Raw genomic sequence first — 23,534 nt, forward strand, 5'->3', positions numbered from 1 at the left:
GCGCGCCCTCAGAAGGCGCCGACCTCACCGAGCAGCGTCCCGCCCTCGATCAGGTCCACATGGCCCCGAGGGGTCGACTCGCCCGCCGCCCAGCGCGATTCGACGGAGAGCTCGAATGCGCCGCCGCACCCGGCGCAGCCGTCCCCCGATGCGCGGCCGGCGTACACGTCCGGGAACGGGTTCTCGTCGAAGAGGAAGGACAGGCGAAGCTGCGCGGCCCCGTCGTCGCCCCGATAGAGCGCCCCGCGCTGCTCGTGGTGGAGGATGCCGTCGCTGCTCGATAGATGCCCGAGCACGAGGATCTGCAGATACCCGTCGGAGCACTGGCTGCTGCGGTCGATGTACGCCACGACCGGCGAGCTCTCGGTGTCGGCGACGAGCGACCAGCTCACGGCGCTCGTCGTCCCGTTGGCCCATGTCACGTCGAAGCTCCCGGCCCCCCCTGTCGCGTCGATGGCCTCCTGGCCGCTCACGCCGAGGGGCGTCGGGTCGGAGAGGGCATGCTCCACGCCCTGACCCGTCGACTGCGGGAGGAAGTCGCAGGGGTCGGCGGCGACCTCCCCCGTCTGTCCCCCGCGCGTGCACCCCATGAGCAGCCCCGCCACGAGCCAGCAAGCAATCCGTACGTTCATCGAAGCCTCCATCGGCATCCACCTGCCGCGGCGCAGGAGCCCCCGCAAGCGCCTTGTAGCGCAGTTACGCATTATCTATCGCTCCGATGTGCTAGTATCGATGCATAAATGCGATACAAACCATCGCAATACGATGAAATCGCGAGGGATTTCTGCCGGGCGCTCCGCGGCCGGCGCTCGCAGCGGCAGCTGAGCGTCCGGCTCGGCTACGGGACGAACGTCGCCTTCGGCTGGGAGTCCGGGCGGCGCTTTCCCACGTTCCCCACGGTGCTGCGCGTCGCGGCGTACAACGGCGTTGACGTCCATCGTGTGCTCTCGGACTTCGTGCGCCAGGAGTCGGCCTTCGGCGCGGGCGTCGCCGTCTCCGATCCGGCCCTCACGGCCACCCTCCTTCAGGCCGTCAAGGGCGGGCTGAGCAACGCCGAGATCGGCGCTCGCGTCGGGCGCAGCGCGTCCCAGGTGTCGCGCTTCATCGCGGGCACCTCCCAGCCGCGGCTGCCCGACGTGCTGGCCCTCGTCGACGCGACAACCGACCGGCTGCTCGACTTCCTCGCGCTCTTCGTCCCTCCGGGGCAGCTGCCCTCGGTGGCGCGCGACTTCGGTGTGCTCGAGGAGCGCCGGCGGATAGCGACGGAGCTCCCCTGGTCTCACGCGGTCCTGCGCGTCCTCGAGCTCGCGGGCTACGCGGCCCTCCCCTGCCATGACGACGCGTGGGTCGCCGCTCGCCTCGCGCTCCCGCGCGACGAGGTGCGCGCGTGCCTCGAGGCCCTGTCGCGGGCAGGCCTGATCCGATGGCGCGGAGGGCGGTACGCGGCCACGGCCGAGACGGTCGACATGACCCGCGGCGCGGCCGAGCCGCGACAGCGATTGAAAGCGCACTGGCTCGACGTCGCCGCGGGCCGGCAGCGCCGCGGCGATCCGGGGCTGTACTCCTACAACCTCGTCAGCGTCGCGCGCGGCGACCTCGCGCGGCTGCGGGCCTTGCACGTGCGGTATTTTCACGAGCTCCGGCAGATCGTGTCGGACTCGCGCGAGCCCGATTGCGTCGCGCTGGTCGCGATGCAGCTCTTCGAGCTGGGCGCGTGAGGCGCGAACCGGGCAGTGGAGGACGTTCTGTCAACCCGGGGCAGGCCCGCAGCTCGGCATGCGGGCGCCTCGCGGGCAGAGGCCGTACTTTACCGACGCGAAGGCCCCTTGCGCCCGCCCCTCGCGGTCGAGCCGCCTCCGCCCTAGATTCGGTGCGCTGACAGCCAGTTCGACTGCCAGGGCAGACGATCCGCTCGAAGGAGGAGAATCGCGATGCGTCCTACTATGCCGACCCTCACGGGAAGCCTGATTGCAGGGCTCGCGCTCGGCGTCATGACCTGCGTTTCGTCGACCGCGCTTGCCGGGCGCCCCGTCGCCCAGGCCCTCGCGGGGGATCGCCTCGCAGCCAAGGAACCCGGCGCCACGGCGGAGAATGACGAGAACCGGACCATCACGATCGGCGGCATCGGCGAGGTCGCGAGGCCTGCGGACTCGATGCGCACGAGCATCGGCGTGGAGGTGCGCGAAAAGACGCTCGGGGCCGCGCGCGACAAGGCCGCGGGCAGATCGCAGGCGGTGCTCGCCGCCCTGCGTGGCCTCGCCATCCCCGGGCTGGAGATCCGCACGGTCGACATCTCGCTCTCGCCGATCCGGGAGTCGCAGCCGGCGTCCGGGGAAGTGACCGAGCCCAGGATCATCGGCTATTCGGCTTCCAGCCAGCTCTCCGTCGCGCTGCGGCGCGCGTCGCCGGCCGAGCTCCAGGCCGCAGGCTCGAGGATCCTCCATGCCGCGCTCGCCTCGGGCGCCAATGACGTCGGCGGGCTCGAGTTCTTCTTGAGCGACCGCACCGAGGCGCGCCGCAGCGCCATCGCGGCCGCCGTGCAGGACGCGCAGACAAACGCCAAGGCGGTGGCCAAAGCGGCGAACGTCAGGATCGTCGAGCTGAAGTCGATCGCGGTCGTTCCGCAGGAGCGCTATGAATTTGCGCAGCAAATGAAGGCGTTCGGAGGCGCGGACGGCTTCCCCTTCGAGCCCGGCAATATCCGTGTCACCTCCGCGGTGAAGGTCCGCGTGGCGTTTGCCCCGAACCCGTGAGCTCAGGGCGGCGGCGCGCAGGCGGCGCTCGCGATCGCGGCTCGGCGCGGCCTCACGGCATGCTCGTGAAGAAGTCGACCATCGCCTCGATGGCAAAACACGGCACGCCGTGGCTCGTGTTGCTGTACGCGGGATCGTCGTGGGAGCACCAGATCGTCGGCTCCGAACAGCCGATATAGGAGACGCAGCCGGGGTTCACCGTCTTGCCGCTGCTCTGGCAGCCCATCACCTGGGAATACGGCGTCGAGCCCCTCTCGCACATGTTGGCGGAGGAGAACCTCGCGACCGTGCTCGCCCCGTCTCCCCCGCGGACGGTGTCGTTCTTGCCCTGGATGTACATCACGGGCGTGGGCACCTGGAGCGCGCCGTAATCGGAGGCGGCGACGGGCGCGACCGCCTTGAAGTTCATGTGCTCGGCATCGGACTTGTGCGTCAAGATCTGCACGATCATCTGCGCGCCGGAGCTGTGGCCGGTGGCGAACACGCGGTCCATGTCGATGCAGTAGCTGTCCATGAGGTCGTCGTAGATCCGCAGGACCCTGGCGATGTCGTTGTTGTAGTTCCAGCATCCCCCCTGGTCCGACGACCTCCCCACGGCGCGCACGTACTCCGTCTCGAAGGCCGACCCTCGCGTGAGGTTGATGAACTGGTCGATCGGGTTGCCGCAGGCGTGGAAGCCCATCAAGAGGGGGAGCGGGGTATTGCCATCGTAGCTGTCCGGAAACGTGTAGATGTGATCGCCGTCGACCTTCACCGTTCCGCTCTCGGGCCGCCCCGACTTGCCGCAGCCCGGGCTCGGGTTGCCCGCCGGCGATCCCGTGCCGCCGGTCCCCATGCCACCGCTCCCGGCCTGCGGTCCGCCCCCGGTCGACCCACCTGTCGTGCCGCTGCTGGAGGAGCTGGCGTCATCGCTCGTTCCCCCTTCCCCTGTCGAGGCGGTCTCTCCGCCGCTCGCGGACGAGTGGGCCCCGCCTGTGCCGCCGGTGGCCTGACCGGCTCCGCCGCCTCCCGCGCCGGGCGAGCCTGTCTCGGACGAGCAAGCGAGGAACATCAAAGCGACGACAGGAACGACAGGAAAAGAGGAATGAACACCTGATCTCGGCATCGTCTGGACCCTCTCGTGATCGCCCGATTCGCCTATCCGCGCTCGCCGCGTGCCGATCCCGCGATGATCTCGGGCGAGGATGCGCCTCACGTGGAGGCACCAGCCCGACCGTCACGGCGGACGCGCGGAAGTGACGAAAGGCCCGGTGCGCATGGCACGCCTGTCCGTGGCAAAGCGGAAGAAGGAGCGACGGATCGACTGTGAGCGCTCACATGGGCGGCGTCAATGAAATTGGATCTGCGCGACGCCCTCTTTAGATACCGGCGGGTGCGCCGCGGCGGCAGCCGCGGCACACCCGTGAGCTGTCATGAGAGCTCGGCTCGCGCGAGCTCGCCGTTCCCGGCTCAGTTGGCGATGAACGCGCAGCACCCGACGACGCAGATGTAGCCGTCGGCGCAGCCGTCGCTGCAAGGATCCGCGCATGTCGGAGCCGACCCGCCTTCGCCACCGCCGGGGTCGGGGCTGCCGCCGGGGTCGGAGCTGCCGCCGGGGTCGGAGCCGCCGCCGCCATCGCTCTCACCCGTGCTTCCGTCGTCGGGGCAATCGTGCCCGCCGTCGTCGCTGCCGCCCGGATCGCCGGAGCTGCTGCTCTCCCCGGGGTCGCCGGAGCCGCTGCCGGGGCCGCCATCGCAATGGCCAGGGCCGATGCCGCCCTCGTTGAAGTCCGCGAGCGCACCGGACAGCGCGACGGCATCCTCGGCCGCGTCGCCTTGCTTGATGTCGTACGGTAGCCGGCCATCGGCGTCCTTGTTGTCGGCCATCCACGCCTCGGCTTCCGCGAGCGCCCCGTCCAGGGCCGCGTCGCTCGCGCCGCTACCCACGTTCAGCAGCGCGGCGATCAGCTGGTGGCACAGGATCATGCTGGCGTCGCCCCGCGGCGCCGTCTCGAGGAGCTCCAGCAGCTCGGCCTGGGCGTACTCGACGCCTCCGATGGTGAGCTTCGATGTCGGCCAGCTCTCCTCGTGGTTCTTCCAGTAGCCCTGGGTGAGCGTACAGCCGTCGCCCTCGGACGGGGGCGGAGTCCCGACCACGTTGCCCCTGCCCTCGCCCAGGCGATCCAGGTCGCCGTTCCCACAGGCGACGAGAGCGGAGCCAACCAGCGACAGACACCCCACGAGCACCAACCTGCCAAGCGTCATGATTCCTCCTGAAGTTGCGCATCGCGCGATGGGCGCTCCTCGCGAGGAGGCAGCGACATCGCGCGTGTCAGGCGGCGGGCATCGCGCCGGACCGGGGCGCACAGGCGACCCCGAGCCGGCGGGACCATGTTCTCGATCCACCCGCCCCAGCTGCAGCCCATGAGGAGCCGCGCTCTCGGTTCCTTCAGTGCCGGCCCGCGCTCGGCGCGGCTCATGTTTTTGTGGGCGCCTTCCGATCCCGTGTCGTTCTCGATCGGTTGAATTTTTCCTTCACCAACACATGAGTGACCGAGATCACGTCAGGCCGTGAGATCCCGTATCATTCTCGCTCGATCAAAATCTTCCTTCATGAGCACACGAGCGACCGAGATCACTTCAGCCCGTGACGGTCCATCTTGTTGAGAAGCCCCTGTCGCGACAGTCCGAGCCGCGCTGCTGCCTGGCTCCTGTTGCCCTGGGTCGCCCGGAGCGCGGCGGCGATCTCGCGCCGCTCCAGCGCCGCGATCTTCTCTTCCAGCGTCGCCCCCTCGGCCGGCTCGTCGCCTGCCGGGGCCGCGGGCGCGCCGCCTCGCCGCGCCGGCGAGAGGTCCTCCTCGAGGATCTCTCCCCTGCCCCCGGCCATCACGAGAGCGCGCTGCATCTCGTGCCGGAGCTCTCGCAGGTTGCCGGGCCAGTCGCAGGCCTCGAGCCGGCGCATCGCGCCGGGCGAGATCGCGGTCGCCGGCGAGCGCGGCACGAGGGCCCGCGACAGGTTCAGGAAGTGCTGCGCGAGGAGCGGCAGATCACCCACGCGATCCGCGAGCCGCGGCAAGGCGATCTCGATCCCGCGAACGCGCCAGTAGAGGTCGTCGCGAAAGGTCCTGTCCGCCACCATCGACTCGAGCGCTCTGTGGGTGGCCGACACGACACGGACGTCCACGGTCAGCGGGCGCGCGGCGCCCACGGGCAGGATCTCGCCCGTCTCGAGCACGCGCAAGAGCTTCACTTGCAGCGCCAGCTCCATGTCGCCGATCTCGTCGAGGAACAAGGTCCCTCCGTCCGCCTCGACGAACAGGCCGGGAGCGTCCTTGATCGCGCTCGTGAAGGCGCCTTTCCGGTGGCCGAACAGCGTCGATTCCAGGAGCGTCGGCGCGAGCGCGCCGCAGTTGACCGCGATGAAGGCTTTGTCCTTCCGGCGGCTCCTTGCGTGCAGGTAGCGGGCGAACACCTCCTTGCCCGTGCCCGAGTCGCCGGTGATGAGCACCGGCACGTCGGTCGGCGCCGCGCGCTCGCACAGCGTCCTCGCCTCGAGAAAGGCCGGCGACTGGCCGAGCATCGCCGAGGCGTCGCCCTCGCGGGCGGCGAGCGAGCGCTCGAGCTCCGCCACCCGATCTTCCAGCGCGAGGCGCGCGGCGGCGCGGGCGACCACGGAGAGCAGCACGTCGGGGTCGACGGGCTTGGCCAGGAAGTCGTACGCGCCGCGCTCGACGAGGCGCAAGGCGAGCGGGGTCTCGCCCGCGCCCGAGACGACGATCACCTTGGCCGCGGGCCGCTCGGCGAGCAGCTTGTCCGCGAGCGCCGCGCCCTCCTCGGCGCGGCCCGTCGGCGGGAGCATCAGGTCGAGCACGACGAGGCGCGCGCTCGTGCGGCGGAGCTCCGAGAGCGCCTTCGGGGCGGCCCCGGCCTCGGCGACGGCGTACCCCTCCAGCGCGAGCAGCTCGCGGTAGGCGTCGCGGAACCCCGGATCGTCGTCGATGAGCAGGACGGTCTCGGTCACGGGTGACCGTACCGCGTTGCCAGGGCGCGGATCCAGGGTTGCGCGGGGTGGGGGGCGGGCGGAGCCGGCGTCAGGCGGATCGAGGCGAGCTGCGAGCTTCACCCACCGTCTCGCTCACCGATCCATTCGCGGGCGAGAGCGAGTATCCGGCGGTTCTCCGGTTCGGTGCGACATCGTGCCGAGCTCAATGCGAGCGCACGCGTGGGCCGGTGCGCCGCGCGGGCGACGCACGCGCCTTCGTCGCGCCCAGGGCCCGTCCCCTCGACGAGGTAGGGTGTGGCGCCGCGAGGGATCGATCTCGCGCCCGGGTGGCGGCCTCTGCCGGGACGCGGGCGGCCGGTGCACGGGGGCGAGCCCTGCGCAACCGCTGCTCGATCCTTTCGCGGAGGACGACGGCCTGGTTGTGGAGCTCGTCCTTTGCTCCGTACACGAGCGTGAGCGTCCCGCGCTTCGCCTGCGCGACGAGCTCGTCCACGAGCCCCGAGGCCGGCTGGCGGCGGAGCTCCTCGCGATAGCGCGCCGCGAACTCCTCCCACCGGGCAGCGTCGTGACCGAACGAGCGGCGGAGCTCGTCGCTCGGCCCGATCTCCTTCATCCAGGCGTCGATCGCGAGCGCGTCCTTGCGCACGCCTCGCGGCCACAGCCGGTCCACGAGCACACGGTACCCGTCGGCCGCTTCGGGCTGCTCGTAAGCCCGCTTGAGGAGCACCGCGCCCGCCGTCTCGGCACCAACGCGCGCAGTTCGCGACCTCCTCGTCGCCGTTCGTCGCCTCACGCTGGCCATGCACCCTTCTTCCTTCTTCCCTTCTCGCTGCAAACCCTGCGAGGCGAGGCGCGCTTTGACCACGACGAGCGTAAGATCCTCCAGGCCCTCGCGCTGCACGACGGTCTCCCGGCCAATCTGCCCGTGATTCGTGGACTCCGCCTCCCCGGTGCGCATGGCCCTCCTGCTTCGCACATGGGCCTGGACGCCGGCCTATCGGGTCGGCTGCTCCCCCATCGCGGCGATCGCGATGGCCGAGTGCGCGAACGCGCCGCCCGCGCGCATCTCGGCGGCGACCCAGATGGCCTCCATGATCTCCTGCTCACTCGCTCCGTGTCGAAGGGCGCCCTGGGTGTGGCCGCGGATGCAATACGGGCACTGCGTGACGTGCGCCACGGCGACGGCGATGAGCTGCTTCACCTTCGCCGGCAGGGCGCCCTCGGCAAACACGCGCTTGCTGAACTCGCGGAAGGCCTCGTCCGGCTCGGGCGCCAGATCGTGCCGTTTCTGCGAGGTCTCCTTCGATTGCAGCGGGTACACCTGGTCTCCCATAGGCTTCTCCTCATGGCTGGCCCAGGGGCTCTTTCGATGCGGCGGCCGCGCGGCACAAGCAAGGAAGCCTCTCCCTTCTGCGTCCGGCGCAACGGGTGCCGGCTACGGCATCCGGCCGACCGCCCGCCCTGGCATTCCCCGACGCACCGATCGAGGAGACGTGCTCGTTCGCCGTCGCTCGTGCCCATTCGCAGCAAGCACGGGATGCCTATTTTTCGCCGCCGCGCGCTACGGGGCGGAGCGCACGCACCGGACCGGCATCGATTTCACGCCGCTCACCCAGTTCGAGCGGAGCCGCACGGCCGGCCCGGCGAGCTCGAGATCGGGGAGCCTGCGCAGGAGCTCCTCGAAGGCGACCCGCGCTTCCAGGCGCGCGAGCACGAGGCCCAGGCACACGTGGGGGCCGATGCCGAAGGAGAGGTGCTCGTTGGGTGTCCGGCCGACATCGAATTTCTGCGGATCGCTGAAGACCGCCTCATCGCGGTTGGCCGAGACGTACCACAGCACCACCTTGTCGCCGGCAGCGATCCGCTGCCCGTGGAGCTCGATGTCACGCACCGCGGAGCGCCGGAAGTAATAGACCGGCGGCGTGAAGCGCAGCATCTCCTCGATGGCGGTCGGGAGGAGCGAGGGATCGTCGAGCAGGCGCCGGCGCTGGTCGGGGTGCTCGAGGAGCGCGAGCATCCCGTTGGAGATGAGGTTTTTGGTTGTATCGTGGCCGGCCGTGAGCAGCAGGTTGAAGAAGCCGCCGAACTCCGTGTAGGACAGCTTCTCGCCGTCCACCTCGGCGGCCATGAGCAAGCTCAGCATGTCGTCCTTGGGCTCCTTCCGCCGCTGCTCGGCGAGCTGGTGCGCATAGGCGTTCATGTTGTGGAGCACGGCGTTCAGCTCCTCGGGCGTGACGCCATAGGCGGGATCGCTGGCCCCGAAGAACCGCGTCGTCCAGTCGAGCATCTGCTCCTGATCTTCGCGGGGGACGCCGATCACCTCGAGGATCACGGAGAGCGGCAGCTGGCCCGCGATGTCGCTGGCGAAGTCGCACCCGCCGCGCTCGCAGGCGTCGTCGATGAGCCTCGTCACGAGCTCCCGCACGTGGCCTTCGAGGCGCTGGATGACACGGGGCGTGAACCCCTTGCTGACCAGCGCCCGGAACCGGGCGTGCCGGGGCGGATCCATCATGATCATGACATCGGGGTTGTCGCGCATGTCCCCCGGCGGGAGATCCTCGATGAAGAGGCCGCGCCCCGAGCAGAACGCGGCCGGATCGCGCGAGATGCGGGCGACGTCGGCGTGCCGCGTGATCGCCCAGAACCCCCTGCCCGCCGGCTCGGGGTGCCAATAGACGGGCGCCTCCCGGCGGAGGATCTCGAAGCAATCGTGCGGCGCGCCCGCGAGGTAGAGGTCCGGATCGAGGATATCGATGGTTTGAGGGGTCATCTGGGGAGGATCGCCTTAGCAGCTTCGCGAGCGCAACCGATTGCGACGCATTCTGAGCAGCGCGATGAGCGTGAGCGCCGCGGGCCATGGCCACGGGGGCTCTTCGCGACCCACGAAGCGGCACCCGCAGCCACCCGTCGTGTCGCTGCTGGCGGGCGGGTCGCCGTTCGGGCTGGCGCCCGTGCCGCTGCCCGACGCGGGGGTGCCGGTCCCCGCGCCACCGGCGCCGCTGCCCGTCGCGTCGCCTTCGCCCGTGGTGCTGCCGCCGCTCGTGCTGGCGCCGCTGGCCGCCACGGCGCCGCCGGTCCCCGCGCCGCCGGCGCCGCTGCCCGTCGCGCCGCCTTCGCCCGTGGTGCTGCCACCGCTGCCTGCCGCGGCGCCGCCGACCCCCGCGCCGCCACCGCCGCTGCCCGCCACGGCGCCACCAACCCCTGCGCCGCCAGCGCCGCTGCCGGTCGCGCCGCCTTCGCCCGTGGTGCTTGCGCCGCTCGTGACGGCGCCGCTGGTCGCCGTGACGCCGCCCGTCCCCGCGCCGCCGGCGCCGCTGCCGCTCGCGCCGCCCTCCCCCGTGGTGCTTCCGCCACCGGAACCGCCGCCTTCGCCCGTGCTGCTGCGCGGGCAGCCCAGGACCGACACGTCGTCGATCGCGAGACCGGCGAGCTGGACGCTCGCGTCGCTGTCGAGGTGGAACACCACCTCCACTCGTTTCCCGGCGTATCCGCTGATGTCGGCGTGGTGCGTGCCCCATCCCGCGCTCTCCTGGAGCACCAGGTTGGAGCTACCGACGGTCGTGGTCATCGATGCGTCGAGGAACTCCCACAGACGCCTGGCGTTCGCACCCCCGACCTCTCGGATCTCCACCCACCCGTGATCCGAGGACGCGTTGTCGAGCTGGTACTTCATCGCCCAGCGGAGCTGGATGGGCGCCTGCACCCCGGACAGGTCGATCGGCGGGGAGACGAGGTCCTGATTCGAGCTCGCGTTGTACACGCCCGAGAGGTTCGTCTTCCAGCATTGCGTTCCGCTGTTGCACGTCGCGATCGGCGCGGCGCTCGGTGTGCCGAGCGCCCACGCGTCGGCTGTGCCTGCGTGCGTGAAGCCCTGCGCGCCGCCCTCGAAGCCCGCCGACAGCAGGGCGGCCGGGGCGTCGCCGCTCGAGCACGAGAGCGCGGGGACCGGCGCGTCGCAGATCGTGAGGCTCCACGCGGACAACACGCCGAGGTTGTTCGAGTTGTCCGTATCGTCCCGGAGCGTGAGCGTCCACCGGCCTCCAGCGTTCTCCCCGTCGAACCAGCGCAAGCGGTAGTCGCGCTCCGGCTGCACCATCATGCCGTTCAGCAGGGTGAAGTGTCCGGCCGGGAACGCAGCCTCGTCGTCGATCGTGAGTTCAAGGTTCGGGTAGGTCCTATCGCCGATATCGGTGAAGAGACCGTTGGTGTTGCCGGCCGGCGAGACGAGGTACACGTCCATGTCGGGGGGCATGGGATGGCTGAGCCGGACGCTCACGTTCAGGTCGCCGATACGGGGCGCGCCCGGGACGTCGATGAACGACGTCGTGGGCGCGCCGAAGAGGATCTCCCTGGGCACGTTTGCGCTATCGTACGTCGTGCACCCCACGCTCGGCGCCACCGGATGCACGCTCACGCTGAGCCCGTAATCACCCTCCGTCACCGAGCCGGTCACGGTCACCCTGTAGGTGCCCGCTGCTTTGACGGTCGCGAAGATGGCGTCCGAGTACGGTGTCTCGACAGGCCCGGATTGGTTGTCCACCTGGATGTCGAAGCCGGACCCGAAGGGGCCGATCGCGAGCGCGGCGGGGAACTGCGTGAGGTCGCGCGTCGGGTCCTGATCGAGGCTCGCGAAGAGGGTGTCGCCGGCGTTGAGGGAGAGCGAGTAGCTGTCGACGTCGCTCGCGCTGGTGTGCGTGCCAGCGATCCAGCCGGTCGCGGGGAGCGGCTGCGGCGTCGTGTCGTTCGGCTCGACCTCCGCCGTGGGCGCGCCGCTCTGCACCTTGAGGTGGAGGTCGTAGGGGCGCAGCTGGGCGGTCGCGGAGGGCGCGCGCACGCGCGCGTAGTAGGTTCCCGCAGCCGAGAGGGGCGTGCCAGCGATGCTCGGAGAGGAGCCCCCGAACGACCCGTTGAAGACGTCGGTCTCCAGCACTGTCGTGCCATCCTGATCGAGGATGTCGAGGTCGGCGTCCTGCGACGCGGTGGAAGACGCTGTCATCACGGCGGCGTAGACACGGCTCCCGGCGGGCGCATGGAACGAGAAGAGATCCGTGTCGCTGTCTGGTAAGAGGTTGGCGCGCACGACCGTGTCGCTGGAGATGGCGTTCGCCTGCAACGCCGTCCCGTTGGGCTCCGCCTCCGAAGCGAGCTCCTGTCCGACGGCCAAGTGTGCCGTGCCAAGACAGTCGCCTTCGCTCGCGCCGCAGCCGGCGAGGATCAACGCCGCCCCCAGCGCGATGGACGAGCTGATGACATCCCTGCTTCTCACGTCGTTTACCTTCCGTTCAGCTGCCCCACAGCGCCCAGTCTCCGTGGCGGGGCAACATCATAGCTGCCATCTCGACGCCGTGGGTGCCGACTTCAGGAGCGGGCCGTTTGATGTAGGTCGCTGTGCGCCCCGCAGGCTGTGGAGTGAAGGCGGCTCCTTCGATACATGGATAAGCTGTTGATATAGCGCCGCTTTTCCAGGGGAGCGGGAGGACACGATCGGGCAGAATTCCGTGGGTTTCGAGCTATTGCCGCACACTCTCGTTGATGCCGAAGCTCCTCGTATCGAGCATGCTTCTTGATGGCGAGGAGCCCTGCCCGGCGGAGCTGGCCATCATGGATCGTGCTCGCTCCGCACGGGCAACGAGGGCGATGGCGTCCGGCGAGTCGCGGCGCCGTGCATTCCGTTCAGCTGCTCAAAATTCTCACCATGGACCCCTCCCAGCACATTCGCGTCGGCCAAAGACGCCGCTGATGCCCGATCGCAACCCCTTCCGCTCAGCCATCGAAGATTTCCAGCTATCGTTGCTCGCACGCCCGACTCACGACGGGGTAGGTCCACCCGAGGAGCGGAGCAGCGGCGCGGGGCCGGCCACAAAATAGGCGACGAGGAGACCTGATCTTGGCCGACAGTCTCCTCGTCGTGCTCCGGTTCCCGTGCCCAGGAATCGAAGCGGTCGCAGTGTCGTCCAGAGCGCCATCGACATCAAGCGCTGGCAGCAGCAAACGCCCACGGTCGTCGAAGCGCGACCTGCTCGGTGCCCAGCGTGCGGCGTCGCCAGCTGCCCCCTCTGCGGCGCCGTTCGGCTCCAGGGCCACGGCAAGCGCGAGCGGCAGGTCTGGGGCCCGTCAGGGCCGGACCAGCCGCCCGAGATGCTCACGGTGACCGCCCGCGGCTATCGCTGCGTCTCGTGCGGCGCCGTGCTCCTCGTCGTTCCTCGCGGTGTGCTCGGCCTTCGCGTGTACAGCGCCTCCGCCATCGGCTTCGCCCTCGCGCTCTGGGGCCTGGCGCTCGCGACTGCGGCCGAGGTCCGGCGCCGCGTGGCCCCCGGACACGGGACACGATGCGCACGGCGTGTCCGGGACACGTCAGGACACCGCGGGACACTTGACACGTTCGCCGCGAGAGCGGAGCGGGTCAGGCAGGAACACGAGAGGGGCAGAGAAGAGGTGGGCCAAGGGAGAAGAGAGGTAGGCCAGGAAGAGAGGGGCGAGGACGGGCTCAGAGCGAGCGCTTGAAGCAGACGGCGTAGAGCCGCAGGGCATCGGTTGGGTGGAAACTGTATGCCATAGGCTCCCAGCCCTGCGCTCCGAACCGGTTCAGGGCAGCGTTCCAGCCGCCTGCCTTGGCTGCATCGTCGACGTGCCTTTCCGTCACCCCCGCAGCTTCGGAACCGATGCACAGGCTCTCCCAACGGGTCGGGTCGGTCCCGGCTTGAACCGGTGGCACTACGAATCGCGGTACGACGTACGACGCAGAGCAGCCGAAGACGAACGCGAGGGATAGAGCAGTTCCGGTGCGGAGTCTGGGCATGGTCGAGTCCTTTCAAGCGGTCGAGGTGGACACGAGCATAGCCGGCCTCGAGGCCGACGGGCCCCGAAACGCCGCGCGCGTCCGACTGCCGTTGTTGGCCGGCCCCCTTGGCGTCGAGCTTGGCCGTCGGGCTGGTGCTGGTGTCCGTCGCCCACCTCGCCGTGCTGGATCAGGGCGGGCGCGCATGCCGATCGCCGCAGGCTGGATCGCGACCTCGACCTCGACCTCGGCGCCCTCATGATCGGCGGAGTCGCTCAGCACCTCGACCTCGACCTCGACCTCGACCCCGGCGGAGCTCAGCGGCGGGGTGCGCGGACACTTCGCCGTGACGATTCGATCGCGCGACGCCTTGGTTTCAAGGCATTTCCGCTCGGTTTGCGTCCCATCAGCCGTCGTGCCGATACCACTGGAGCTGGCCGCCGGACATGACACCATAGATGACGCCATGGCCTCCGGAAAACACGCCTTCCTGGGCGGCCATGGCTTCCCGGACAGGAGAGAGGGTCGATAAGCCGAGGGCTGCGGCAAACGGTCCCCCGACAAACACGGAACACTTCATGGCGACCTCCTTGTGTCCGCAAGGTTCATAACGATTGAAGCGGTCGCCTGGAAGCCTCTACGGCGAGACTCAGTTTACGTGGGATGTCGGCGAGCAGCAGACGTCATCGAGCCGTGCGCACGCATCATGAGAGACGTTCCGGCAGGTCGCTCCCGGGACGGATCCGCGGTCGCGATCGCGAGCCCCACCCAGCCGCGGTCATCCGCGTCACCTCACCCCGCCGCCTCCCCCGCCCGCTCGGGCCACCGCGCCTCGAAGCGCGCGCCGCCCTCCGGGGCGCGCTCGTGGCGCAGCGCTCCCCCGTGCCGCTCCAGCCAGCGCGCCGCGACGGCCAGGCCGAGGCCCGTGCCCGGGTGCTTCGCGTCTCGCCCCCGACCCGTCACGAACGGCTGGAACAGCATCGCCTCGATCTCGGCCGGCACCCCAGGGCCGTTGTCCTCCACGCGCACGACAACGAAGCCGCCCTCGCCGCGCGTGACAACCGCCCGGATCCGCCCCTCGGGGCTCCCGTCGAGCGCGATGGCCGCGTTCTGCAGCAGCGCCGTGGCGACGTCGAGGAACGCCCCGCGGTCGGCCTCGACGAAGATCGACCCGCCTGCCTCGGGCGCCACCTCGATGGGCGGCGCGCCCTCGCCGACGATCTGCCGGACCTGGCTCGCCGCGAGCCGCAGCGTGGAGAGCACGTCGACCTCGCTCACCTCGATCGGCCTCGGGCGGCTGTACCGCAGCAGATCGTCGAGGAAGCGCCTCGCCCGGTCGACCTGGGCGCGCAGCGACGCCACGGTCTCGGGCCTCGCGCCCTGCCGCTCGAGCAGCTTCGCCTGCGCGGCGATGACCCCGAGCGGATTGCGGATCTCGTGCGCGACAGCGCTCGCGAGGCGGCCGAGCTCCGCGAGCCGCTCGGCCTGGTCGGCGCGCACCTCGACGCGCTCGATCTCGTCGGCGAGGTCGCGGACGCCGATGGGCCTCGAGAAAAGCCGGCGCCCGAGGTGCTCCACGACGAGCATGCGCAGCGGATCGGACGGGAGCGCGGCGAGGAAGACGACGAAGGCGAGCCAGCCGAGCGACGCGCCGCCGCCCGGCGCGAGCGCGGGCAGGACCTTGAAGAAGACAACGAGACCGAGCGTCGAGAGGAGCGCTGTCAGGCCGGCGTAGGCGAGCCCCTGCGCGAAGACGCGGCGGGAGCGGCCCAGCTCGCCGATGAGCACGGCGTAGGCCACGAGCAGGATGGCGAGGAGCAGGAGCGGCGCGCCGAGGAGCACGTCGCCGAGCCGGAGCACACGCAGCACCACGACGAAGCCGCCGCCGAGCGTCGCGAGCACGCTGCCGAAGAAGAGCGCGGCGATGCGCCGCCGCTGGAGCCCCCGGGCCGCGAGCGCCGCGCGCCCGAGGCGAACGCCGACAACGACCCAGGCGACGCCCATCACGACCGAGAGCGGGAAGAACAGCGGTCCCGGCGAGCGGGCGCCAGGACCGTAGAGGAGGCGCGGGTCGACGGCCCCGAGCAGCGCGACAGCGGCGCACACGGCGTAGGCGAAGACGACGGGGCGGCGCGAGGCGCCGGCGACGTCGGCGTAGGCGTGGGCGAGGCCCGCGGCGACGATGATCCCGCTCGGAATGACGTGCTCGGCGAGGACGAGCGTGCCGTCCGTCTCGAGCAGGATGAGCCCCGTGACCCAGAAGGCGAGGAAGAAGCAGAGCGCGACGAGGCCGCGGCCCACGTTGCGCCCGAGCCGCAGCGCGGTGACCGCGACGGTCACGGCAGCGGCCCAGAGCGGGTAGTACGCGAGAGCGACCAGGGGTCTCACAAGGCCTCGGCAGGGTAGGAAGCCCCGACGATAGCGCCAGAGGCCCCGGGGGCGCGAGGTGTCCACGGCGTGGACACCGGCCTGCCCATGGCCTGGGCACCGCGGCCCGCCGCCGCGCCTCGATCCGGTCGATCAGCGCGGATCCCGCGGATGGCACGGGCGCTGCTGAGAGGCCTGTCGAGGAGACGAACCATGGTAGAAGCGGTCGAAAGCTATCTCATCGCGGTGTACGGGGCCTATGCGGTCATCAGCGTCGGACTGACGATCTGGATCGCCCGCACGCTGTTCAAGAATGGATCGGTGTTCCTGGAGGAGGTGTTCGCCGACAACCCGAGGATGGCCGAGGCGGTGAACCGCCTGCTCGTCGTGGGGTTCTACCTGGTGAACCTGGGGTATGCGTCGCTGATCCTGAAGGCGGAAGGCTCGGCGACGATGACGGAGGCGGTCGAGGTGCTGTCGTCGAAGCTGGGCCTGCTCCTGCTGTCGCTCGCGCTGATGCACTTCACGAACCTCCTCGTGTTCCACCGCATCCGCCGCCGCGCGAAGCTCGCGGTGCTGCCGCCTCCGGTCGCGCCGCAGATGCGCATCGATCCGCGCTCGGAGCGCGCGGAAGAGGAGATGGCCGCGCAGCGGGCGCGCCGGCGGGCCGTCGCGGAGGTCTCGGCGTGATGAGCGCAGGCGCGGGCGTGAGGCGCCGTGGCGCCTCGCGCCGGCGGCGCGGCCAGGCGCCCTGGCCTCCGCGCTGCGAGGAGAGCGGGCCATGATCGAGCGAATCACCGTGCTCTATGACGCCGAGTGCGCGCTGTGCGCGCGGTGCCGCCACTGGATGGAGCACCAGACGGCGCTTGTCGAGATGGAGTTCCTGCCCGCCGGCTCGCCCGAGGCGGCGGAGCGGTACGGCGCCGTGCCCTGGCTCGGCGAGGAGCTCGTCGTGGTCAGCGATCGCGGCGAGGTCTGGGCCGGCCCCGCGGCCTTCATCGTGGCGCTCTGGGCGCTCGAGGGGTACCGCGAGTGGTCGTACCGGCTGAGCGGCGACACGCTCTCGAAGATGGCAGAGCGCTTCTTCCACGCGCTGTCGGGAAACAGGAAGTGGCTCGCAGGCTGGTTCGGCCACCCGTCCTGCGCGAGCGGCTCCTGCCGGCTGCCGGGAGCGCCGGCGGCAGGGCCTTATCGGTGAAGAGAACTGGTTCCGCCCGCCAGAGGTCCGGCCAGGGATCCGGAGAGAGATTTCAACGCAAAGTCACAAAGACGCAAAAAAAAAGAACAGATTCTTATGTATTTTTGCGTCTTTGCGCTCTTGGCGTCTTTGCGTCAAATCTCTCTTCGTTTACGAGACGGATCCCTGGCGGGATTTGTGACACGCGGAGCTAGGGGAGCCATTGGCCCACCTCGGCGATAGCGCGGGCGACTCCGTGAGTTTCCTCAGTGCACCCGCATCCCCGGCTTCGCCCCCGAGTCCGGCGACAGCAAGTGCACCGTCTCGTCCCCCGCCGCGAGCACCATCCCCTCGCTGAGGCCGAACTTCATCTTCCGCGGCGCCAGGTTGGCGCACACGATGACGAGCCTGCCAATCAGGTCTTCCGGCTTGTAATACGCCTTGATCCCGGCGAACACCGTCCTCCGCGCCTCCCCGCCGAGCGAGACGGTCAGCTTGAGCAGCTTCTTCGCCTCGGGCACGTGCTCCGCCGCGACGATGCGCGCGACGCGCAGGTCGACCTTGCTGAAATCGTCGATCGTACACTCCGGCGCGAGCGGCTCCTTGGCGAGCGCCGCGCCGTCGTCCTCGGCGGCCGCGCCCCCGCCCGCCGCCTGGCCCGCGCCCGCCTCCGCGTTCGCCCCCGCCGCGCCGCCCGGCGCCGCCGCCTCCTCGGCAGGGCGGCCCTCCGCGATCATCTTCTCCACTGCACCCGGCTCGACCCGCTTCATGAGGTGCTCATACGCGGCCACAGGCGTGCCCACAAGCGGCGTCTTCGCGAGCGCCCACCGGTCCATGGGGCACCCGAGCAGCCGCGCGACGTCGTCGGCCAGCTTCGGGAGCACCGGCGCCAGGTAGAGCACGATCTGCCGGAACAGGTTGAGCGCCACGGTGCAGACGGCCTGCAGCTCCGCCTTCTTCTCCGGCTGCTTCGCCAGCGCCCACGGCTGCATCCGATCGACATACTCGTTCGCCCGGTCCGCCAGCGCCACGATGCTCCTCGTCGCCCGCGCATAGTCGAACGCCGCGTACGCCGCCCCGATCGCGTCGCCCTCCTCCGCCGCCGCCGCGAACAGCCCCCCATCCTCGGGGTACACCGCCGACAGCCCCGTCTGCGCCACGAAGCGCGACGACCGGCTCGCCAGGTTCACGACCTTGTTCACGAGCTCGGCGTTCACCTTGTTCACGAGCTCTTCCAGGTTCAGATCGATGTCGTCGACCTTCGAGCTCAGCTTGCTCGCGTAGTAATAACGGAGGTACGCCGGGTCGAGGTGCTTCAGGTACGTCGAGGCCAGCACGAACGTGCCCTTGCTCTTCGACATCTTCTCTCCGTTCACGGTGAGGAACCCGTGCACCTGCACGCGCGACGGCAGCGAGAAGCGCGCGCTCTTCAGCATCGCCGGCCAGAAGAGCGTGTGGAAATACACGATGTCCTTCCCGATGACGTGGACGATCTCCGTCTCCTCGGAACGCCACCAGTCGTCGAACGCCTCGCCCTCCCGGTCGCACCACTCCTTGCTCGCCGCCATGTACCCTATCGGCGCGTCGAACCAGACATACCAGTAGTTCCCCGGCGCATCGGGGATCTCGAACCCGAAGTACGGCGCGGGGCGCGACACGTCCCAGTCGCGGAGCGGCTCCGACAGGAAATGCCCCGCGAGGTAGTTCGCGATCTCCTTCGGCATCCGCCCCTCGCCCTGCGTCCAGGTCGACAGGAACGGCCGCTCCGGCTCGATCGCCACCATGAGGTGCTGCGCGCTCCGCACCTCGGGCCGCGCGCCCGTGAGCGCGCTCCTCGGCTCGACCAGATCGGTCGCGGCGTAGGTCGAGCCGCACCGGTCGCAGCTATCACCGTACTGGTCCGGCGCCGCGCACTTCGGGCAGGTGCCCTTGACGAAGCGATCCGCCAGGAACATGCCCTCCTGCGGATCGAAGAGCTGCGTGACCTCCTTCGTGGTCACCCTGCCGCGCTCGCGCAGCGACGCCCAGATCTGCTCGCACAGCGCGCGGTTCGCGGGGGAGTTCGTGCTGCCGTAGTGGTCGAACCGGATCTGGAACGCCGCGAAATCGCGCTGGTGCGCCGCGCTCATGTCCGCGATGACGTCGGCCTCGCTCCGCCCCTCTTGCCGAGCGCGGATCATGATGGCCGTGCCGTGGGTGTCGTCGGCGCACAGATAAATGCACCTCCGCCCGGTCATCCGCCAATAACGGGCAAAGATGTCGGTCTGGGTGTACTCGACGAGGTGGCCGATGTGGATGTGCCCGTTGGCGTAGGGCAGCGCGCTGGTGAGCAGGAGCCGTTTCATGCTGCGCTGGACTTTGCACGAAATCCCAGCCGGATGCGAGCCGCGCGGTGGCGCGATGCCGCGCGGGCGCGCCTTCCAGCGGAACGCCGCGCGGGCCCGCGTGGACACGACAGCGGACGTGCAGCCATGGACGGAGCGGGCTCGGGCTCTAGATACGCAGTGAACCGATCGACGGGGAGGGGGCCATGGCAGTACAGGGGAAGCAACAGAGGAAACAGCGGCGTGGCGGCAAGGAAGGCGGAGCGCGGGCGCTGGAGGCCCAGCCCCTCCTCCGCCAGCGAGGCAAGGAGATCCAGCCTTTCGGGACGGTCGTGGACTATCCGCTGGCGCTCGCCGCGAAGTCGCGCGCGGAGAGCATCCGGGCGCTGAATCAGATCCTGTCGGACACGCTCGTCCTGCGCGACATGTACAAGAAGCACCACTGGCAGGTGTCCGGGGCGACCTTCTTCCAGCTCCACCTGCTCTTCGACAAGCACTTCAAGGAGCAAGCCGCGCTGATCGACATGCTCGCCGAGCGCGTCCAGATGCTGGGCGGCGTCGCGATCGCCATGGCGCACGACGTCGCGGAGATGACGAGGATCGAGCGGGCGCCCCGCGGCCGCGAGCAGGTGCCCGCCCAGCTCTCGCGCCTGCTCGACGCGCACGAGCTCATCCTCGCGGAGACACGCGAGGCGGTGAAGCTCACCACCGACAACCGCGACGATGGCACCGCCGACCTGCTCATGAGCGACGTCCTCCGCACGAACGAGATGCAGGTGTGGTTCCTGTCCGAGCACCTCGTCAACACGCCGCTCGTCCGCGCCACCTGAGCGCCGGCACGCCGCTCCCCCCTCGCCGTCCAGCCCCTCCCCGTCCAGCCCTCCGGCGCGCTCCGAGAATTCGACAGGGCGCGCGTAACCTTTCCGGCCCCCCGATCGTGGTACCGCCAGGAAAGGGGTCATGTGATGCGTACTACAAAAGACGTGGTGGTGATCGGCGGCGGGCTCGCGGGCCTGGCCGCGGCGGCGTACCTGGGCCGGGCGGGTCGGTCGGTCGCCCTCGTCGAGAAGGCGCACGCGCCGGGCGGCCGCGCCTCCACGCAGGAGAGCCACGGCTTCTCGCTGAACCTCGGCGCCCACGCGCTCTACCGCGGGGGCGCGGCGCACGAGGTGCTCCGCGAGCTCGGCGTCCGGTTCACCGGCGCGGCGCCGTCCCCGTCGGGCGCGCTCGCGCTCGACCGCGGCGCCCTCCACACCTTGCCGTCCGGCGCCCTGTCGCTGCTCACGACGGGCCTCTTCCCCCTCGCCGCGAAGATCGAGATGGGGCGCGTCCTCGGCAGCCTCGCCGCGGCGAACCCCGCGCCGCTCGCGGCGGTCCCTGTCTCGGCCTGGCTCCGGGACGCCTTCCGGACGCCCGAGGCGCGCCGCTTCGTCGGCGCGCTCGTCCGGCTGTCGACCTACTGCGCCGACGACGATCGCCAGAGCGCCGGCGCGGCGCTCTCGCAGGTGCAGCTCGCCCTGAGCCACGGCGTGCTCTATCTCGACGGCGGCTGGAGGACCCTCGTCGCCGGCCTGCGCGACGCCGCCGTCGCGGCCGGCGTGGAGATCCTCACCGGCGCGCGCGCGGCGCAGATCGCGGCCGAGGGCGGCGCCGTCTCCGCCGTGGAGCTCGCGAACGGCGACCGCCTCGGCGCCGGCGCCGTGCTCATCGCCGCGAGCCCGCGCGCCGCGGCCGCGCTCGCGCCCGCGAGCACGGCGCTCGCCGCGCACGCCGAGCGCGCCGTCCCGGTCCGCGCCGCGTGCCTCGACGTCGCGCTGTCGAGGCTCCCCCGCCCGCGCCCGGGCCTCGTGCTCGGCATCGACCGCCCGCTCTACCTGTCGGTCCACTCCGACGCCGCGCGCCTCGCCCCCGCGGGCGGCGCCGTGATCCACACCGCCCAGTACAGCCCCGAGCTCGCCGGCGGCGACCCCGAGCGCGAGCTCGAGGATCTGCTCGACCGCGCGCAGCCCGGCTACCGCGGCGCGATCGTCGAGCGCCGCTTCCTGCCCTCGCTCGTCGTCTCCAACGCCGTGGTCACGGCGGAGGGCGGCGGCCCCGCAGGGCGCCCCGGCGCCCGCGTCCCGGATCTCGACGGCCTCTTCCTCGCAGGCGACTGGGTCGGGCCGACGGGCATGCTCGCCGACGCGAGCCTCGCCAGCGCGCGGGACGCCGCGCGGGCCATCCTCACGCGCCGCGCGCTCGACCGCGCGGCGTGACGGGGGTACCCGACGCTCCATGAGCAGCTCCACGGCCTCTCCTGCCCCGAGCGCCGGGCTCGCCGCCCCCGGCTTCGTCGCCGCGAGCTACCGCGAGCACGAGCGCTTCCTCTGGGCCCTCTCCTACCGGCTCACCGGCAGCGCCGCGGACGCGGACGACATCGTGCAGGAGACGTTCGTCCGCGCGCTGGAGCGCCCGCCCGCGCGCACCGAGGAGCCCGTCCGCCCCTGGCTCGCGCGCGTCGCGCTGAACCTCGGCCGCGACGCCCTCCGGCGCCGCAAGCGCCTCGCCTACGACGGACCGTGGCTCCCCTCCCCGATCGAGGCGGAGCCCGAGCCCCCGTCGTTCGAGATCCCGGGCAAGGAGGGCACCGAGGGCCGCTACGACCTCCTCGAGAGCGCGTCCTTCGCCTTCCTCATCGCGCTCGAGGCGCTGACCCCGCAGCAGCGCGCGGTGCTCCTGCTCCGCGACGTCTTCGACTACTCGGTGCAGGAGACCGCCGCCGCGCTCGACCTGTCGGAGGCCAGCGTGAAGACCACCCACCACCGCGCCCGCCGCGCCCTCGAGCCGTACGAGCGCGACCGCTGCCGCCCCTCACCCGAGCTCGTCGAGCGCTCGGGCGCGGCGCTCGTGCGCTTCCTGCAGACGCTGGCGACGCAGGACGTCGCCGCCATCGAGGCGCTCCTGAGCGAGGGCGTCCGGGTCATCAACGACGCGAACGGCGAGTTCAAGGCGGCGCGCCGGATCGTCGTCGGCCCGAACCGGGTCGCGCGGTTCTACGTCGGCCTGCTGAGGATCGACGACCCCCGAGCGCTCCGCCACGAGCTGCGCCTCATCAACGGCCTCCCGGCGGTCGTCATCGAGCGCACGACCACCGTGGAGAAGCTGGCGCCGCGGTTCGTCATGCGCTGCGAGATCGACGCGCGCGGCCTCATCACGGCGATCCACTCCGTGCTGGCCTCGCACAAGCTGACGGCCGTGAAGGCGCTCGCTCCGTGAGTGCGACGGCGAGGGAGCGCGGCGGCGAGACCGGCAGGTGAGCAGCGAGGAGACAGCCCCCTGCCGGCCGAGCACTGGAGTGAGTCGTGTCGCGGGGCGTACTTCGGCCGGCGAAGTAGATACTGTTGGAGCAACATAGCGCCGGCTGGCGCTCATGTCCATAGCGGAACAGCCCGCTCGCTCAGGTGGCTTTGCCGCCTCCCTGGGCCCGTTCGCGGTGCGCCTCTGCGATGAAGTGACGAACCTCCTTGTCGATGGCGGAGATCGCTACCCCCTTGAAGGGGCGCATCAGGAGAGGCACGTCGAGATCCACGTCAACGGCGCCGGGGCGGAGCTCCATGCTGCCTTTCAGCTTGACGCCCTTCACCGAGAAGCCGAGCTCGGCGCGCTTCGCGTCGCGCCACACGAGGAAAGGCTCGTACTCGGCGTACCGCTCCCGGTACTGCGCGATCGCTCGTTCGGTCGCCAGCTTGGCTTCGCTGTCGCTCAGGTCGTGCTCAATCGTGTGCTTCATGATGGGACCTCGCAGTTCGTATCAGGGCACATCGCGAGAATCGGCCATGGGACCGCGCGCCGCGAGGCGTCGCTCGCGGGCGCGGCGCCCGGCCGAGTTCCAAGCGGTGAGATAACACGGATGCGCGGGGCCTGCGGCCCTCTGGCGCTCGTCAGCATCCCATCGCGCATGGCGCGCCGCGCTCTGTGACATTTCGCCACGTAGCGGAACCGCGGGTGTCTGTGGACGGCCGACCGGGGCCATCGCCGTGAAGGCGTCGTCACGCCGGAGGGCGCCTTTCCACGGACCGGGCGCCGGCCCTGCGCCGGAGGCCGCCCTTCGCGCGGGGGCGCCGCGGCCGTGCGCCCCTCAGTGGCCAGTGGTCACCGAGCCCGGCCTCGCGTA

Annotated in this window: 19 protein-coding genes; 7 read left to right on the forward strand and 12 right to left on the reverse strand. The window is 70.7% G+C overall.

Going from position 1 to position 23,534, the window contains the following annotated elements:
• Positions 1 to 8: 8 nt before the first annotated feature.
• On the reverse strand, positions 9 to 632 hold the full coding sequence (locus WMF44_RS42205) for a hypothetical protein (protein ID WP_437295713.1): 624 nt from the start codon (positions 630 to 632) through the stop codon (positions 9 to 11).
• 108 nt (positions 633 to 740) lie between these two features.
• Here WMF44_RS42205 and WMF44_RS42210 point away from each other — a divergent pair, with 108 nt between their 5' ends.
• Both WMF44_RS42210 and WMF44_RS42215 read left to right on the forward strand, forming a co-directional pair.
• Positions 741 to 1,718, forward strand: a complete 978-nt coding sequence (locus WMF44_RS42210; protein ID WP_437295714.1) for a DUF4423 domain-containing protein — start codon at positions 741 to 743, stop codon at positions 1,716 to 1,718.
• 213 nt (positions 1,719 to 1,931) lie between these two features.
• The gene (locus tag WMF44_RS42215) at positions 1,932 to 2,753 is read left to right on the forward strand and encodes an SIMPL domain-containing protein (RefSeq protein ID WP_437295715.1); all 822 of its coding nucleotides are present in this window, start codon (positions 1,932 to 1,934) and stop codon (positions 2,751 to 2,753) included.
• Positions 2,754 to 2,805: 52 nt separating this feature from the next.
• On the opposite strand, the gene WMF44_RS42220 is transcribed toward WMF44_RS42215, so the two are convergent.
• From WMF44_RS42220 to WMF44_RS42260, 9 genes are all read right to left on the reverse strand, one after another.
• Positions 2,806 to 3,804, reverse strand: a complete 999-nt coding sequence (locus tag WMF44_RS42220) for an alpha/beta hydrolase family esterase (protein ID WP_437295716.1) — start codon at positions 3,802 to 3,804, stop codon at positions 2,806 to 2,808.
• Positions 3,805 to 4,202: 398 nt separating this feature from the next.
• The gene (locus tag WMF44_RS42225; protein WP_437295717.1) at positions 4,203 to 4,997 is read right to left on the reverse strand and encodes a hypothetical protein; all 795 of its coding nucleotides are present in this window, start codon (positions 4,995 to 4,997) and stop codon (positions 4,203 to 4,205) included.
• Positions 4,998 to 5,367: 370 nt separating this feature from the next.
• Positions 5,368 to 6,753 carry a sigma-54-dependent transcriptional regulator gene (locus tag WMF44_RS42230; RefSeq protein WP_437295718.1) on the reverse strand — a complete coding sequence of 462 codons (1,386 nt, stop codon included), beginning with the start codon at positions 6,751 to 6,753 and terminating at the stop codon, positions 5,368 to 5,370.
• Positions 6,754 to 6,937: 184 nt separating this feature from the next.
• Positions 6,938 to 7,693, reverse strand: a complete 756-nt coding sequence (locus WMF44_RS42235) for a DUF488 domain-containing protein (RefSeq protein ID WP_437295719.1) — start codon at positions 7,691 to 7,693, stop codon at positions 6,938 to 6,940.
• Positions 7,694 to 7,729: 36 nt separating this feature from the next.
• Complete coding sequence (locus WMF44_RS42240; RefSeq protein ID WP_437295720.1) at positions 7,730 to 8,068, reverse strand: carboxymuconolactone decarboxylase family protein; 339 nt, start codon at positions 8,066 to 8,068, stop codon at positions 7,730 to 7,732.
• Positions 8,069 to 8,296: 228 nt separating this feature from the next.
• Positions 8,297 to 9,505: a cytochrome P450 gene (locus tag WMF44_RS42245; RefSeq protein ID WP_437295721.1), complete on the reverse strand. Its 1,209-nt coding sequence runs from the start codon at positions 9,503 to 9,505 to the stop codon at positions 8,297 to 8,299.
• Positions 9,506 to 9,520: 15 nt separating this feature from the next.
• Positions 9,521 to 12,001, reverse strand: a complete 2,481-nt coding sequence (locus WMF44_RS42250) for a proprotein convertase P-domain-containing protein (protein WP_437295722.1) — start codon at positions 11,999 to 12,001, stop codon at positions 9,521 to 9,523.
• 1,918 nt (positions 12,002 to 13,919) lie between these two features.
• Positions 13,920 to 14,093: a hypothetical protein gene (locus WMF44_RS42255; protein ID WP_437295723.1), complete on the reverse strand. Its 174-nt coding sequence runs from the start codon at positions 14,091 to 14,093 to the stop codon at positions 13,920 to 13,922.
• 212 nt (positions 14,094 to 14,305) lie between these two features.
• On the reverse strand, positions 14,306 to 15,901 hold the full coding sequence (locus tag WMF44_RS42260) for an ATP-binding protein (RefSeq protein WP_437295724.1): 1,596 nt from the start codon (positions 15,899 to 15,901) through the stop codon (positions 14,306 to 14,308).
• A 192-nt stretch (positions 15,902 to 16,093) separates the two neighbouring features.
• Here WMF44_RS42260 and WMF44_RS42265 point away from each other — a divergent pair, with 192 nt between their 5' ends.
• A complete protein-coding gene (locus WMF44_RS42265) occupies positions 16,094 to 16,570 on the forward strand; it encodes a hypothetical protein (protein WP_437295725.1) in 477 nt (158 codons plus the stop codon).
• A gap of 91 nt (positions 16,571 to 16,661) precedes the next feature.
• Positions 16,662 to 17,078, forward strand: a complete 417-nt coding sequence (locus tag WMF44_RS42270; protein WP_437295726.1) for a thiol-disulfide oxidoreductase DCC family protein — start codon at positions 16,662 to 16,664, stop codon at positions 17,076 to 17,078.
• Between the two features lie 245 nt (positions 17,079 to 17,323).
• Here the strand turns inward: WMF44_RS42270 and metG are convergent, their stop codons facing one another.
• Positions 17,324 to 19,402, reverse strand: a complete 2,079-nt coding sequence (gene metG / locus WMF44_RS42275; protein WP_437295727.1) for a methionine--tRNA ligase — start codon at positions 19,400 to 19,402, stop codon at positions 17,324 to 17,326.
• Positions 19,403 to 19,587: 185 nt separating this feature from the next.
• On the opposite strand from metG, the gene WMF44_RS42280 reads away from it, so the two are divergent.
• The 3 genes from WMF44_RS42280 to WMF44_RS42290 all read left to right on the forward strand — a co-directional run bounded on the left by WMF44_RS42280 (position 19,588) and on the right by WMF44_RS42290 (position 22,636).
• Positions 19,588 to 20,211: a Dps family protein gene (locus WMF44_RS42280; RefSeq protein ID WP_437295728.1), complete on the forward strand. Its 624-nt coding sequence runs from the start codon at positions 19,588 to 19,590 to the stop codon at positions 20,209 to 20,211.
• A gap of 135 nt (positions 20,212 to 20,346) precedes the next feature.
• Positions 20,347 to 21,636 carry a phytoene desaturase family protein gene (locus WMF44_RS42285; RefSeq protein ID WP_437295729.1) on the forward strand — a complete coding sequence of 430 codons (1,290 nt, stop codon included), beginning with the start codon at positions 20,347 to 20,349 and terminating at the stop codon, positions 21,634 to 21,636.
• A gap of 19 nt (positions 21,637 to 21,655) precedes the next feature.
• A complete protein-coding gene (locus WMF44_RS42290) occupies positions 21,656 to 22,636 on the forward strand; it encodes a sigma-70 family RNA polymerase sigma factor (protein ID WP_437295730.1) in 981 nt (326 codons plus the stop codon).
• 181 nt (positions 22,637 to 22,817) lie between these two features.
• On the opposite strand, the gene WMF44_RS42295 is transcribed toward WMF44_RS42290, so the two are convergent.
• Positions 22,818 to 23,150, reverse strand: coding sequence for a polyhydroxyalkanoic acid system family protein (locus WMF44_RS42295; protein WP_437295731.1), 333 nt, complete (start codon positions 23,148 to 23,150; stop codon positions 22,818 to 22,820).
• Positions 23,151 to 23,534 lie beyond the last annotated feature (384 nt).

Origin of the sequence: Sorangium sp. So ce426, from assembly GCF_051475585.1 — a bacterium.
Lineage (GTDB): Bacteria > Myxococcota_A > Polyangia > Polyangiales > Polyangiaceae > Sorangium > Sorangium cellulosum_B.